Source organism: Aurantimonas sp. NFXS3, from assembly GCF_049132005.1.
In the GTDB taxonomy this organism is placed as follows: Bacteria; Pseudomonadota; Alphaproteobacteria; order Rhizobiales; family Rhizobiaceae; genus Aurantimonas; species Aurantimonas coralicida.
The window spans coordinates 1,000,637-1,014,115 of the sequence record NZ_JAGDDZ010000002.1; the positions used below are offsets into that span (position 1 = coordinate 1,000,637).

The window sequence follows — 13,479 nt, forward strand, 5'->3', positions numbered from 1 at the left end:
CAGGGCGGACTGAAACGTAATCGGCAGCGTCGGCTGTCGGGCGCGGCCGGAACGGACAGGTCTGCCAAGATCAAAGACCGTCCGTCCGCCGTGAAATCTCGTGGAAATTCATCGCGTCCGGTGCGGGGACTTGCCGATCTCCGCCCGCGCGACAAAGACGCTGGCAGGACTGCATGACGATCAATGTTCTTCTCATCGGATCGGGTGGCCGCGAGCATGCGCTCGCCTGGAAGATCGCCCAGTCGCCGGAGCTGGGAAAACTGTTCGCCGCGCCGGGCAATCCCGGCGTCGCCGAACATGCCGAGATCGTCGCCCTAAACGTCGCCGATGCGGCCGCCGTCACCGGCTTTTGCCGCAAGCATGAGATCGGCCTCGTCGTGGTCGGTCCTGAACAGCCGCTGGTCGACGGTCTGGCCGATGCGCTGAACGAGGCCGGCATCAAGGTGTTCGGTCCCTCCAAGGCCGCCGCGCGGCTTGAGGGCTCGAAGGGCTTCACCAAGGATCTGTGCACGCTGCACGACATCCCGACCGCCCGCTACCGGCGCTTTTCCGATGCCGCCGCGGCCCGCGACTACATCAATGCCGGCGGCGTGCCGATCGTCGTGAAGGCGGATGGGCTGGCGGCCGGCAAGGGCGTGACCGTCGCCGAGACCAAGGAAGAGGCGATTGCCGCCGTCGACGCCTGCTTCGAGGGCGATTTCGGTGGGCCGGGCGCCGAAGTGGTGGTCGAGGAATTCCTCGAGGGCGAGGAGGCGAGCCTCTTCTGCATCTGCGACGGCGAGCGGGCGCTGTTCTTCGGCACGGCCCAGGACCACAAGCGCGCCTTCGACCGCGACCGCGGCCCGAACACCGGCGGCATGGGCGCCTATTCGCCGGCCCTGCCGATGACCGACGCGGTGACGAAGCGCGTCATGCGCGAGATCGTCGAGCCGACGCTGGCCGGCATGACGGCCGCGGGCACGCCGTTCCGGGGCGTCCTCTATGTCGGCCTGATGCTGACCGAGACCGGCCCGAAGCTGATCGAATACAATGTCCGCTTCGGCGATCCGGAGTGTCAGGTGCTGATGATGCGTCTGGAAAGCGACGTCCTGCCGATCCTGCTGGCCGCCGCCGAGGGCGACGTCTCCGGTGTGCGCCCCGAATGGTCCGACGCGCGGGCGCTGACCGTGGTCATGGCCGCCGACGGCTATCCCGGCACCTATGCCAAGGGCACCGCGATCCGCAGCCTGCCGGCGCCGGACGCCTCGATGCGGGTCTTCCAGGCCGGCACGACCCTGACCGAAGGCGGATTGGTGGCCTCGGGCGGGCGCGTCCTCAATGTCACCGCCACCGGCGACACGGTGAAGGAAGCGGCCCGCCGCGCCTATGAGGCGGTCGAGGCGGTGGACTGGACCGAGGGCTTCTGGCGCTCCGACATCGGCCACCGCGCCATCATGACCGAGGCCTGACGCGAGGCCGCGGCCGCCGCTGAACTCTCCCGCAGATCCCGTGCATCCCCGTCGCCGCGCCTGTCGAAGGGCGCGGTGACGCGTCGCCGTGCGTCCGCGCATGCGGCAATGCACATGCATGGCTGGGAAACCATCGGCGCGACCATACATTAGGCGCACAGGAGTTTCGAACCGGGAGCGCACCCCATGTCCTTTCGTCAGGAAAAGCTGACGCGGCCGATCTTCAAATGGGCGAAGACGGTAATGCCGCCGATTTCGGCCACGGAACGCGAGGCCATCGACGCCGGCACCGTCTGGTGGGACGGGGAGCTCTTCACCGGCAATCCCGACTGGGACAAGCTGGTCGCCATGCCGCCGGCGCGGCTGTCGCCCGACGAGCAGGCCTTCCTCGACGGTCCGGTCAACCAACTCTGCGCCATGATCGACGAATGGAAGCTGGTCTGGGAGGACCGCGACCTGCCGCCGGAAGTCTGGGACTTCATGCGCCGCAAGAAGTTCTTCGGCATGATCATCCCGAAGGAATATGGCGGCCTCGGCTTTTCCAACACCGCCCATTCGGAAGTCGTGCGCAAGGTCTCCTCGGCCAGCGTCGTCGCCGGCGTCACGGTGATGGTGCCCAACTCGCTCGGACCCGGCGAGCTGATGCTGCATTTCGGCGCGCAGGAGCAGCGCGATCACTGGCTGCCGCGGCTGGCCGACGGCCGTGAAATCCCCTGCTTCGGCCTGACCTCGCCGGAAGCCGGCTCCGACGCGGCGGCGATGACCGATCGCGGCGTCGTCGAATATGGCGAGCACGAGGGCGAGCGCAAACTCGGCATCCGGCTCAATTTTCACAAGCGCTACATCACGCTTGGCCCGGTCGCGACGGTGATGGGGCTCGCCTTCAAGATGTTCGACCCCGAGAACCATCTGGGACGCGGCGAGGATCTCGGCATCACGGTGGCGCTGATCCCGACCGATACGCCCGGTGTGCGCACCGGCGACCGGCACATTCCCGCCTTCACCTATTTCCAGAACGGCCCGCTCTACGGCGAGGACGTGTTCATTCCGCTGGACTGGATCCTCGGCGGGGCCGAGCAGATCGGCCAGGGCTGGACCATGCTGATGACGGCGCTGGCCGCCGGGCGCGGCATCTCGCTGCCGTCGCAATCGGCCGCGGCGGCCGCCTTCTGCGCCCGCACCACCGGCGCCTATGCCCGGGTGCGCACCCAGTTCAACGTGCCGATCGGCATGTTCGAGGGCATCCAGCAGCCGCTCGCCGAGATCGCCGCCAACGCCTATCTGATCGACGCCGCGCGGCGGCTGACCGTGGCGGCGCTCGACGAGGGCCACAAGCCGTCGGTCGTCTCGGCGATCATGAAGGCCCACGCCACCTATCGCATGCGTGAGTCCGTCGAGCGGTCCATGGACATCCATGGCGGCAAGGGCATCATCGACGGGCCGAAGAATTATCTCGGCGCCCAGTACAAGTCGGTGCCCATCGGCATCACCGTCGAGGGCGCCAACATCCTGACCCGCAACCTGATGATCTTCGGGCAGGGCGCCATCCGCGCCCATCCCTACATGCTGAAGGAATTGCTGGCCCTGTCCGACGAGGACGAGGATCGCGGGCTGAAGGAGTTCGACACGCATTTCTGGAAGCATGTCGGCCATTCGCTGACCAATGCGTTCCGCTGCTTCGTGCGCGGCTGGACCGGCGGCATGGCCGCCCCGGCGCCGAAGAACGCCGCCTTCATCGGCCATTGGCGCCAGCTCTCGCGCTTCGCCTCGGCCTTCGCTCTGGTCGCCGACCTGTCGCTGCTGACGCTGGGTGGTGCCCTGAAGCGCAAGGAGATGCTGTCGGCCCGGCTCGGCGACATCCTCTCCGAACTCTATCTCCTCGGCGCCGTCCTGAAGCGCTTCGAGGTGGAGGGCCGCCCGGAGGTGGACCGCCCGATCGTCGAGTTCATCATGCAGAAGGGCTACAACCGGATGTCGCTCGCCTTCGAGGGCGTGCTCGACAATCTTCCGGCCCGCTGGGCCGCCGCGGTGACCCGGGTTCTGGCCTTCCCGCTGGGCGTGCCCTTCCAGGAGCCGTCGGACGAGCTGACCGGCGAGGTCGCAGCGATCCTGATGCGGCCGTCCTCGCAGCGCGATCGCCTGACGCCGGACATCTATCTCGGCGAGGGCCATGCCGAGCATCCGGTCAAGGATCTGGAACTCGCCTTCGAACTCGTCACCGAGGCGGCGCCCATCGAGAAGAAGATGCGCGAGGCGAAGATGCGCGATCCGGCCGAGGCGCGCGATGCCGGCGTGATCACCGATGCCGAGTTTGACCGTCTGGCCGAGGCCAAGGCGGCGGTCGACAAGGTCGTGGCCGTCGATGCCTTCCCGATGGCCGACGTGTCCCCGATCGCCTCCCAACACGACCGCAACCGCACCGGAGGCGACGAAACCCACCGCGAGGCAGCCGAATAATGACCAGACCCGTCTATCTCGTCGACGGCGCGCGCACGCCCTTCATCAAGGCGCGGGGCAAGCCGGGACCGTTCTCGCCCGTCGATCTCGCGGTCCAGTGCGGGCGGCCCCTGATGCTGCGCCAGCCCTTCGGGCCGGACGCTATCGACCTCGTCATCCTCGGCTGCGTCAATGTCGTGGCCGACGAGATGAACCCGGCGCGGGTGGCCGCCCTGCGGCTCGGCCTGTCGGAAGAGATTCCGGCCTTCACGGTGCAGATCAATTGCGGCTCGGGCATGCAGTCGATCGACACGGCGTTCCGGACCATCGAGCTCGGCAAGGCCGACATGGTGCTGGCCGGCGGTGCCGAGGCGCTGAGCCATTCGCCGCTGGTGCTGCGCCGCGGCGCGGTCGACTGGTTCGCCAGGCTGAACGGTGCCCGCACGACCACCGACCGGCTGAAGGCCTTCACCGGCCTGAAGCCCCAATTCCTGAAGCCGGTGATCGGGCTGGAGCGCGGCCTCACCGACCCGATCTCCGATCTCAACATGGGCCAGACCGCCGAGATCCTGGCGCATCTCTTCGACATCTCGCGGCGCGACGCCGACAGCTACGCCGCCGAGAGCCACAACCGGCTCGCCCACGCCACCAAGGAAGGCTGGCTGAAGGACGAGATGCTGCCGGCCTTCTCGCGCGACGGCGAGGTCTTCGACCATGACGACGGCGTGCGGCCGGGCTCCACCGCCAAGAGCCTTGCGAAGCTGAAGCCGGTCTTCGAGCGCCCCTATGGCAAGGTGACGGCGGGCAACGCCTCGCAGATCACCGATGGCGCGTCCTGGACGATCCTCGCCTCGGAGGAGGCCGTCGAGCGCCATGGCCTGACGCCGCTGGCGCGGATCGTCGATTCCGAATGGGGCGCGCTCGATCCGTCGATCATGGGGCTCGGCCCGGTGGTTTCGACCGCGCCGATCCTCAAGCGGCAGGGAATGGGCGTGGCCGACGTCGATCTGTGGGAGCTGAACGAGGCCTTCGCGGCGCAGGTTCTGGCCTGCATCGCCGCCTTCGACGATCCGAAGGTCGCCGACGGCGTTCTCGGCCTCGACGGGCGCGGCGGCCGCATCGACCACGCCAACATCAATGTCGATGGCGGCGCCATCTCGCTCGGCCATCCGGTGGGCACAAGCGGCAACCGCATCACCCTGCATCTGGCCAATGCCATGCGCCGGCTCGGCCGCAGGCGCGGCATCGCCACCGAGTGCATCGGCGGTGGCCTCGGCGGCGCCATGCTTCTGGAAGCGGCCTGATCCGCCCCGCCGCCGGACCGCGAACCGGTCCGGGCGCCTGACATTCGACGAAAGACGAGAGCACACCCATGGGCAGAATGCTGAAGGCACTATCCGAACGCGCCCTCGAACTCGGGCCGGTGCGTGACGCGGAGCAGACCGGCAACTGGCGCGCCGCCACGGACGACGACTACGTCTACTGGCTGGTGCTCGATCGCCCCGGCAAGTCGGTCAACACCATCGACCGCAGCGTGATCGAGGAGCTGTCGCACCACGTCGACCAGATCATCGACCAACGCCCCTCGGCCGTCGTCATCCGCTCGGCCAAACCGTCGGGCTTTGCCGCGGGCGCCGACATCCAGCAATTCGCCGGCGCCTCGACCGGCGAGATCCGCGGCATGCTCAAGGAAGCCCATCTCGTCCTCGACCGGCTGTCGAAGGTGAAGGCCAAGACCATCGCGGTCATTCATGGCCACTGCCTCGGCGCCGGTCTGGAACTGGCGCTGGCCTGCGACCGGCGGATCGCCGTCGCCGACGCCAGCCTCGGCTTTCCCGAAGTGATGCTCGGCCTGCATCCGGGGCTCGGCGGGACCTACCGCTCGACCGCCATCGCCGATCCGGTGGAGGCGATGACCATGATGCTGACCGGCAAGTCGATGCCGGCGAAGAAGGCGAAGTCGATCGGCCTCGTCGATGCCGTGGTCGAGGAGCGGCACGTCGCCTCGGCCGTGCAGGCCGCGCTCTACAACGATCTGCCGACCGCGAGCCGCAGCCTGAAGGGACACGCCTTCTCGGTGAAACCGGCGCGCTCGCTCGCCGCCAAGCAGATGCGCAAGAGCGCCGCCGCCAAGGCGCCGCAGGAGCACTATCCGGCGCCCTACAGGCTGATCGATCTGTGGGAGGCACATGGCGGCGACGCCAAGGCCATGCAGGAGGGCGAGATCGACAGCTTCGCCGAGCTGATCGAGACCGACACCGCCCAGAACCTCGTCCGGGTGTTCTTCCTGCGCGAGACCATGCGTGCCCTGAAGGAGGGGGCATCCGGGATCCGGCACGTGCATGTGGTGGGCGCCGGCGCCATGGGCGGCGACATTGCCGCCTGGGCGGCGCGCGAGGGCTTTTCCGTGACGCTGGGCGACGTGGCCACGGCGCCGATCGGCAAGGCGATCAAGGCGGCCCAGAAGATGCTGAAGGCGACCCTGAAGGACCCGCTGAAGGTGCGCGATGCCCTCGACAGGCTGGTGCCGGACCCGATGGGCTACGGCATCGGTCGCGCCGACATCGTCATCGAGGCGGCGCCCGAGAAGATCGAGCTGAAGCGCAAGATCTACGCCGAGATCGAGCCGCAGCTGAAGGAGGGGGCGCTGCTGGCGACCAACACCTCGGCGCTACCCCTGGCCGATCTCGCCGCCGGTCTCGCCGATCCGTCGCGCCTCGTCGGCCTGCACTTCTTCAACCCGGTCTCGCGCATGCAGCTCATCGAGATCGTCAGCCACGATGCGATCAGCTCCGAGACGGCGCGCCGGGCGACCGCCTTCGCGGTGGAGCTGTCGCGCCTGCCGGCCCCGGTCACCTCGGCGCCGGGCTTCCTCGTCAACCGCTCGCTGACGCCGTACATGGCCGAGGCGCTGATCATGGTCGACGAGGGCATTCCGAAGGAGCGCATCGACGCCTGCGCCGAAGGATTCGGCATGCCCATGGGCCCGGTCGAGCTGACCGACCAGGTTGGCCTCGACATCGCCCTCGACGTCTCCGCCTCATTGCGCGAACGCCTCGACACGGCCTTTCCGGATTCGCCCGGCTGGCTGCAGACCATGGTCGACGAGGGCCGGCTCGGCCGCAAGACCGGTGCGGGGCTCTATGCCTATGACGAGGACGGCAAGCCGAAAAAGCAGCGCCTCGACGCGCTGCCGGACGGCTCGAAAGACGATCCGGACATGCTCGACCGGCTGATCCTGCCGATGCTGAACGCGGTCGTTGCGTGCCTGCGCGAGGGCGTGGTGGAGAGCGAGGACGTCGCCGACGGCGCGATGATCTTCGGCACCGGCTTCGCGCCCTTCCGCGGCGGCCCGATCCACTACGCGAAACAGCGCGGCGTCGACGAGATCGTCGCCCGGATGAAGGAACTGGCCGACAAGCATGGGCCGCGCTTTGCGCCGGACGAGGGCTGGCAGCGCCTGAAGAGCTGATGACGCAACGCTTCACCGAGGCCGATGCGCTGGCCGACGCGGTGATCGCGGCGGTCGGCAAGACGATCGTCCTGGCGCTGCCGCTCGGTCTCGGCAAGGCGAACCATGTCGCCAACGCGCTCTACCGCCGGGCGCTGCGCGACCCGCAGGTCGAGCTGACCATCCAGACGGCCCTGTCCCTCGACCCGCCCTCCGGCGGCGAGGGGCTGGAGGGCCGCTTTGCCGGGCCGCTGGCCAAGCGCCTCTACGACGGCGTGACCCGGCTCGACTATGTCGCGGACCGCCGCAACGATGCGTTGCCGCCCAATGTCCGGGTGGTCGAGTTCTTCCTCCAGGCCGGCGCGCTTCTGGGCAATCGCCACGCCCAGGAGAACTACGTCACGGCGAACTACACCCATGCCGCCGGCTACATCCTGGCGAGCGGCGTCAATGTCATCGGCCAGATGGTCGCGCCATCGGCCGACCGCAGCCAATGGTCGCTGTCCTCCAACACCGACATGACGCTCGACCTCCTGCCAGCGATGGACGCGGCGCGCGAGCGCGGGCAGCCGATCCTCTTCGTCGGCGAGGCCAATGCGAACCTGCCCTTCATGGGCGGTCCGGCGGCCCTGCCGACCGAGCGCTTCGACTGTCTGCTGGAGGGCGAAGACGTCGAAGCGGCGCGCCTGTTCTCGGTGCCCAAGCAGCCCATCGGTCCCGTCGAATACGCCATCGGCCTCTACAGCGCGGCGCTGGTGAAGGATGGCGGCACCATCCAGATCGGCATTGGCGGGATCGGCGACGCGCTCACCCATGCGCTCATCCTGCGGCATCGCGATCCGGTAACGTTTAAGGCGATGCTGGCGGCCCTCGGCAACTGGCCGGAAAGCCTCGAGCCTGAGACCGAGCCGTTTCGCGAAGGGCTCTACGGCCTGTCGGAGATGTTCGTCGACGGGCTGCTGGAGCTGTTCGAGGCCGGCATCCTCCGGCGCCCGGCCAGCGACGGCAACGTCCTGCATGGCGGCTTCTTCGTCGGCCCGCAGAGTTTCTATGCCCGGCTGCGGGAGATGGCGCCGGAGCGGCGGGCGCTCCTGTCGATGCGCGAGATCTCCTTCGTCAACGCGGTGCCGGCCGAGGACCGCGCAACCCACGCCGCCGATCGCCGCAACGCACGCTTCTTCAACGCCGCGATGCTGGCGACGGCGCTGGGCGACATCTGCTCCGACCAGCTCGACGACGGCCGGGTCGTCTCCGGCGTCGGCGGCCAGTACAATTTCGTTGCCCAGGCCTTTGAGCTGCCCGATGCGCGCTCGGTCATCGGCCTGCCGTCCACCCGCGGCGCGAACGGGCCCTCGAACATCCTCTGGGCCTATGGCCACACCACCATCCCCCGGCATCTGAAGGACATCGTCGTCACCGAATATGGCGTCGCCGACCTGCGCGGCCGCACCGACCGCGACACCGTGGCGGCGATGATCGGGCTGGCCGACGGGCGGTTTCAAACGGGGCTGGCCAAGGCGGCGATGGCCGGGACGAAGCTGGAGGGGGGCTTCGTGCCGCCTCAGCGCAACAGGCGTGCGGATGTGGTCGAGGCCCTGCGACCCTATGCAGACAGGCTGCCGGCCTATCCGTTCGGCACGGCGCTGACCGCCGAGGAGCGGCGGCTCGTGCCGGCGCTGAAGCTGCTGAAGTCGGCCAAGTCCGATCGCCTCGCCCTGGCGCGTCTGGCGCTGGCCGGCTGGCGCATGACGCCCGATCCGCGCGAGGAGGCGGCGCTGGAACGGATGGGGCTGGATGACCCGTCAGGGTGGCGGGAGAAGGGTCTATCGGCGGTTCTGGCCGGGGCGCTGCGCGCAACGCGCGACGACCCGCTGGGCCGGCCCTGGTCGTGAGGGGACCGGTCCGCGTGTCAGACCGCCACGCAGAGCGAGGACTGGCTGCCGAGGCCGGTGCCGCCGACGGTGATCCGGTCGCCTGCCTTCAGGAAGCGCGGCGGGTCGTAGGACAGGCCGACGCCGCCCGGCGTGCCCGTCAGGATGACGTCCCCGGGCTCCAGCCGCATGAAGCGGGAGATGTAGGAGATCAGATACGGCACCTTGAATATCATGCCGGCGGTGCTGGCGCTCTGCTGCCGCTCGCCGTTGACGTCGAGCCAGAGATCGATCGCGTCATGGTCGCCGACCGCATCCGGCGTCACCAGCCAGGGCCCGAGCGGCGCGAAGGTGTCGTGCGACTTGCCCTTCGACCACTGGCCGCCGCGCTGCAGCTGGAAGCTGCGCTCGGTGACGTCGTTGGCAAGGGTGAAGCCGGCGACGTGGCGCATGGCCTCCTCGACGCTGACATATTTGGCCGTGCGACCGATCACCACGGCCAGCTCGACGCCCCAGTCGACGCGGCTCGCCAGCTTCGGCAGTTCGATCCGGTCGTTCGGCCCGCAGGCCGCCGTTGCCGCCTTCAGGAACAGCGTCGGTTCGGGATTGACCTTGAAGCCGGCCTGGGCCGCCGCGTCGTGATAGTTCGGCCCGACGCCGATGATCTTGCCGATGCGCCGCACGGGCTTGCACAGCCGCACGCCTTCGGCCACCAGTGGAAGCGACGCGGGATCGAGCCGGCCGGCCGCGGCGAGGCGGTCGGGGTCGAGAGGCTCGCTGGTCTGGGAGGAGAGATGCTCGGAGAGGTCGCGGATACGGTCGTCGTTGTCGAGCAGACCGGGCCGTTCAGAGCCCCGGTCACCATACCGCACGAACCGCATGCAAATCTCCCTTCGAGTGATGCCAGTAGAATGGTTCGGGCGGCTTTCGGTTCCGCTCCTGTTGATTGACGATTACGTAAAAGGTAATTGCGTCGTGAGCCTGCCTCCGTCGCAATCCGCTCGGTTCGAGCATGAGGAGATCTACCATGTACAAGGCACCGGTCGATGACATCGCCTTCGCGCTGAAAAAGGTCGCGGGACTGGAAGCGGCGATGGAACAGGGCCTTCTGGGCGAACTGACCCCCGATTTGCTGGACGCCGTGCTGGAAGAGGCCGGCCGCTTCGCCGGCGAGGAGATCGCGCCGCTGGCCGATGTCGGCGACCGCGAGGGCACCTCGGTGAAGGACGGCGTGGTGACGACGCCGACCGGCTGGAAGGCGCTCTACGAGAACTGGTCGGCCGGCGGCTGGAACGCTCTGACCGGGCCGGAGGAATATGGCGGCCAGGGCCTGCCGACCTCGCTGTCGGCCGCCGTCTTCGAGATGTGGAACTCCGCCTCGATGGGCTTTGCCATCGGACCCACGCTGACCGTCGGCGCGGTCGAGGCGCTGGAGGCCCACGGCTCGGACGAACTGAAGGCGACCTATCTGGAAAAGCTGGTCACCGGCGCCTGGATGGGCACGATGAACCTGACCGAGCCGCAGGCCGGTTCGGACCTGTCGGCGCTGAAGACCAAGGCTGAACGCGCCGATGACGGCAGCTACCGGATCTTCGGCCAGAAGATCTACATCACCTATGGCGAGCACGACTTCACCGACAACATCGTCCATCTGGTGCTGGCGCGCCTGCCCGACGCACCGGCCGGCGTGAAGGGCATCTCGCTGTTCCTGGTGCCGAAGTTCCTGGTCAACCAAGACGGCTCGCTCGGGCGCCGCAACGACGCCTTCTGCCATTCGGTGGAGCACAAGCTTGGCATCCACGGCTCGCCCACCTGCACGATGATCTACGGCGACGGCAGCGTCGACGGCGAGGAGGCCGGTGCGGTCGGCTATCTCATCGGCGAGGAGAACCGCGGTCTCGCCTGCATGTTCACGATGATGAACAACGCCCGGCTGCTGGTCGGCGTGCAGGGCATCGGCGTCGCCGAAGCCGCCTTCCAGAAGGCGCTCGACTATGCCCGCGAGCGCCGCCAGGGACGCGCGACCCGTCTGGCGAAGAATCCGGAAGCCGGCGGCCAGATGAGCCCGATCCTCGACCATCCGGACGTCGCCCGCATGCTGCTGACGATGAAGTCGCTGACCGGCGCGGTGCGGGCGATCACGTATGCCTGCGGCCACGCGACCGACATGGCGAAGGCGCATCGCGCCGACGCCGAGGCGTCAGCGGCGTGGAAGGAGCGGGCCAACCTCCTGACGCCGATCGCCAAGGCGTTCTCCACCGATGTCGGCGTCGAGGTCGCCTCGCTCGGCATCCAGGTGCATGGCGGCATGGGCTTCGTCGAGGAGACCGGCGCCGCCCGGCTGCTGCGCGACGCCCGCATCGCGCCGATCTACGAGGGCACCAACGGCATCCAGGCGATCGATCTCGTGGCCCGCAAGATCGGCCAGTCCGGCGGCGAGGCGGTGCGCCGCTATTTCGCCGAGCTGGACGAAACGATCGAGGCGGTGCGCGGTCAGAACGAGGCGGCCTTCGGTGAGACCGGCGACGCGCTGGCCGAAGCGATGGCCGATCTGCGCGAGACGACGGAGTTCCTGTCAAACGCCACGGCCGCCAAGGACATGGACACGGCGCTTGCCGGGGCGACGCCCTATCTGCGGCTGTTCGGCCTCACCGCCGGCGCGGTCTATCTCGCCAAGGCGGCGCTGGCCGACACGACCCGCACCGAGCGCGCCCATCTCGCCCGTTTCATGGCTGAGAACCTCCTGTCGGAGACCGGTGCCCTGAAGCGGCAGGTCGTCGGCGGCGCCGCCAGCCTCGCGGCTGCCCATTCGATCCTGCAGTAGGACCGCGACCATGACCGATCTGATCCAGACGACGACCGAAAACGGCGTCCTGACCATCCGGCTGAACCGGCCGGACAAGAAGAACGCCATCACGCTGGACATGTACCGCACGATCACTGCCGCGCTTCAGGGCGCGGCCGGCGACGAGGCGGTGCGGGTGATCCTGATCTGCGGCGTGCCCGGCGCCTTTTCCGCCGGCAACGACATCAAGGACTTCCTGACACTGGCACAGGGCGGGCTGCAGCGCACCGAGATCCACGAGTTCCTGACGACGGTCGCGACCGCGCCGAAGCCGATGATCGCGGCCGTCGACGGTCTGGCGATCGGCATCGGTACGACGCTGCTGATGCATTGCGACATGGCCTTCGCCTCGTCGCGCTCGATCTTCCGCACGCCCTTCATCGATCTCGGCCTGACGCCGGAGGCCGGGTCCAGCCTCATCGGCCCGCGCATCATGGGCGACCAGCGGGCCTTCGCGCTGCTGGCGCTGGGCGACACCTTCGATGCGGAAGCCGCCCGCGAGGCCGGGATCGTCTACAAGGTCGTGGAAGACGACGTCGAGGCGGTGGCGCGCGAGACCGCCGAGCGGCTGGCCCAGAAGCCGCCGAAAGCCGTGGCGATCGCGCGCGAGCTCCTGCGCGGCGACCGCAAGGACATCGTGGCGCGGATCGAGCGGGAGATCGAGCATTTCTCCGAGCGGCTGACTTCTGACGAGGCCCGCGCCGCCTTCATGGCCTTCATGTCGCGCTGACCGGTCGGCGCCCCGCCGGGCGGGGCGTGGCGGTGGGTCCTGTCAGGACTTGCCGCGCAGCGAGGCATCATCTGCGGTGTTGGAATCTTCGGCCGGCGTCTCGTCGTCCTCTTCGGCAAACAGGAACTTGTAGGTTCCCACCATGCCGATGACGCAGACGAGCGCCGCGATGACGAAGATCGGCCAGGTCGAATAGGCCTCGAAGAAATGCCGGAAGGCCGAGCCGAACAGATAGGCGCCGGCTCCGTAGGCGGCGCTCCACAGGGCGGCGCTGATGCAGTTGTAGAACAGGAAGATCGGCCAGCTCATCCGCATCGTGCCGGCGACGAAGCCGTTGAGCTGGCGCAGGATGATGACGAAGCGGGCGACCAGCACGACGGCGAACCCGTAATTCTTGAAGCGCTCCTCGACCATGGCGAAGCGCTTTTCGCCGAGGCCGAAGCGCGAGCCCCAGCGCACGACGATCCGCCGCCCGTAGCGCCGGCCGACGACATAGCCGAGATTGTCGCCGACGATCGATCCGGCGAAGGCGGCAAACAGCACCGCCCAGATGTTCAGCGATCCTTCGCCGGCCAGCATGCCGGAGGCGACCAGAATGCTCTCGCCCGGCAGCGGAATGCCGGTGGATTCGAACAGCACGACCACGAACAGGAAGGCGTAGCCATACTGGGTGAGATATCCGGTCATGGCAGGGGCTT

General features: G+C 68.4%; 9 protein-coding genes. 7 read left to right on the forward strand and 2 right to left on the reverse strand.

The window, feature by feature from the left end; translation table 11 throughout:
• The first annotated feature begins 179 nt into the window (after window positions 1–179).
• The 5 genes from purD to J3367_RS09920 all read left to right on the forward strand — a co-directional run bounded on the left by purD (window position 180) and on the right by J3367_RS09920 (window position 9,227).
• A complete protein-coding gene (purD, locus tag J3367_RS09900) occupies window positions 180–1,448 on the forward strand; it encodes a phosphoribosylamine--glycine ligase (RefSeq protein ID WP_024349965.1) in 1,269 nt (422 codons plus the stop codon).
• A 186-nt stretch (window positions 1,449–1,634) separates the two neighbouring features.
• Window positions 1,635–3,905, forward strand: a complete 2,271-nt coding sequence (locus J3367_RS09905; RefSeq protein WP_024349966.1) for an acyl-CoA dehydrogenase — start codon at window positions 1,635–1,637, stop codon at window positions 3,903–3,905.
• Window positions 3,905–5,188 (forward strand): acetyl-CoA C-acetyltransferase, encoded by a 1,284-nt coding sequence (locus tag J3367_RS09910; protein WP_024349967.1) that lies wholly within the window; start codon window positions 3,905–3,907, stop codon window positions 5,186–5,188. Before J3367_RS09905 ends, J3367_RS09910 begins: the two co-directional genes overlap by 1 nt.
• A gap of 68 nt (window positions 5,189–5,256) precedes the next feature.
• Window positions 5,257–7,356: a 3-hydroxyacyl-CoA dehydrogenase NAD-binding domain-containing protein gene (locus J3367_RS09915; protein ID WP_024349968.1), complete on the forward strand. Its 2,100-nt coding sequence runs from the start codon at window positions 5,257–5,259 to the stop codon at window positions 7,354–7,356.
• Window positions 7,356–9,227: an acetyl-CoA hydrolase/transferase C-terminal domain-containing protein gene (locus tag J3367_RS09920; RefSeq protein ID WP_024349969.1), complete on the forward strand. Its 1,872-nt coding sequence runs from the start codon at window positions 7,356–7,358 to the stop codon at window positions 9,225–9,227. Before J3367_RS09915 ends, J3367_RS09920 begins: the two co-directional genes overlap by 1 nt.
• 17 nt (window positions 9,228–9,244) lie before the next feature.
• Here J3367_RS09920 and J3367_RS09925 read toward each other — a convergent pair whose 3' ends face one another.
• Window positions 9,245–10,087 carry a fumarylacetoacetate hydrolase family protein gene (locus tag J3367_RS09925; protein ID WP_024349970.1) on the reverse strand — a complete coding sequence of 281 codons (843 nt, stop codon included), beginning with the start codon at window positions 10,085–10,087 and terminating at the stop codon, window positions 9,245–9,247.
• A 146-nt stretch (window positions 10,088–10,233) separates the two neighbouring features.
• On the opposite strand from J3367_RS09925, the gene J3367_RS09930 reads away from it, so the two are divergent.
• Together J3367_RS09930 and J3367_RS09935 are read left to right on the forward strand one after the other, a co-directional pair.
• Complete coding sequence (locus J3367_RS09930) at window positions 10,234–12,030, forward strand: acyl-CoA dehydrogenase (protein WP_421460787.1); 1,797 nt, start codon at window positions 10,234–10,236, stop codon at window positions 12,028–12,030.
• Between the two features lie 10 nt (window positions 12,031–12,040).
• Window positions 12,041–12,781, forward strand: a complete 741-nt coding sequence (locus tag J3367_RS09935) for a crotonase/enoyl-CoA hydratase family protein (protein ID WP_024349972.1) — start codon at window positions 12,041–12,043, stop codon at window positions 12,779–12,781.
• A gap of 42 nt (window positions 12,782–12,823) precedes the next feature.
• Here J3367_RS09935 and J3367_RS09940 read toward each other — a convergent pair whose 3' ends face one another.
• Window positions 12,824–13,468 (reverse strand): DedA family protein, encoded by a 645-nt coding sequence (locus J3367_RS09940; RefSeq protein WP_024349973.1) that lies wholly within the window; start codon window positions 13,466–13,468, stop codon window positions 12,824–12,826.
• Between the last annotated feature and the right edge of the window lie 11 nt (window positions 13,469–13,479).

Bases quoted from the DNA above. Each gene is read 5' to 3' on its own strand.
- J3367_RS09905 (WP_024349966.1), top strand. From the start codon at position 1,635: ATGTCCTTTCGTCAGGAAAAGCTGACGCGGCCGATCTTCAAATGGGCG.
- J3367_RS09910 (WP_024349967.1), top strand. From the start codon at position 3,905: ATGACCAGACCCGTCTATCTCGTCGACGGCGCGCGCACGCCCTTCATC.
- J3367_RS09915 (WP_024349968.1), top strand. From the start codon at position 5,257: ATGGGCAGAATGCTGAAGGCACTATCCGAACGCGCCCTCGAACTCGGG.
- J3367_RS09920 (WP_024349969.1), top strand. From the start codon at position 7,356: ATGACGCAACGCTTCACCGAGGCCGATGCGCTGGCCGACGCGGTGATC.
- J3367_RS09925 (WP_024349970.1), bottom strand. From the start codon at position 10,087: ATGCGGTTCGTGCGGTATGGTGACCGGGGCTCTGAACGGCCCGGTCTG.
- J3367_RS09930 (WP_421460787.1), top strand. From the start codon at position 10,234: ATGTACAAGGCACCGGTCGATGACATCGCCTTCGCGCTGAAAAAGGTC.
- J3367_RS09935 (WP_024349972.1), top strand. From the start codon at position 12,041: ATGACCGATCTGATCCAGACGACGACCGAAAACGGCGTCCTGACCATC.
- J3367_RS09940 (WP_024349973.1), bottom strand. From the start codon at position 13,468: ATGACCGGATATCTCACCCAGTATGGCTACGCCTTCCTGTTCGTGGTC.